The sequence below is a fragment of the Solihabitans fulvus genome, from assembly GCF_008386585.1.
GTDB classification, from domain to species: domain Bacteria; phylum Actinomycetota; class Actinomycetes; order Mycobacteriales; family Pseudonocardiaceae; genus Solihabitans; species Solihabitans fulvus.
In genome coordinates, this window is sequence record NZ_VUOB01000152.1 from 1 (window position 1) to 207 (window position 207).

Genomic DNA, 207 nt, shown 5'->3' on the forward strand with positions numbered 1-207 from the left:
CGTCGTCGACCGTGGCTTCCCGACTCCCCCGCTGTCCATCGGGGACAGGGCCAAGCAGGACGCGCTCGCGGCGTACCGAGGAATGTGGCAGGACTTCGTTGCCGCCGGGACCACATCGGACTGGCAGACGCCGCGGCGGGGTCAGCACGCGACAGGGATCGCACTGACGAACATGTCGCGGTCCTTGTATGCCGATCACTACAACGG

The 207-nt window shown here is 67.1% G+C and carries 1 pseudogene; it reads left to right on the forward strand.

Features of this window, described 5'->3' with window-relative positions:
* A pseudogene (locus tag F0L68_RS44105) lies at window positions 1-207 on the forward strand (hypothetical protein); the annotation flags it as partial.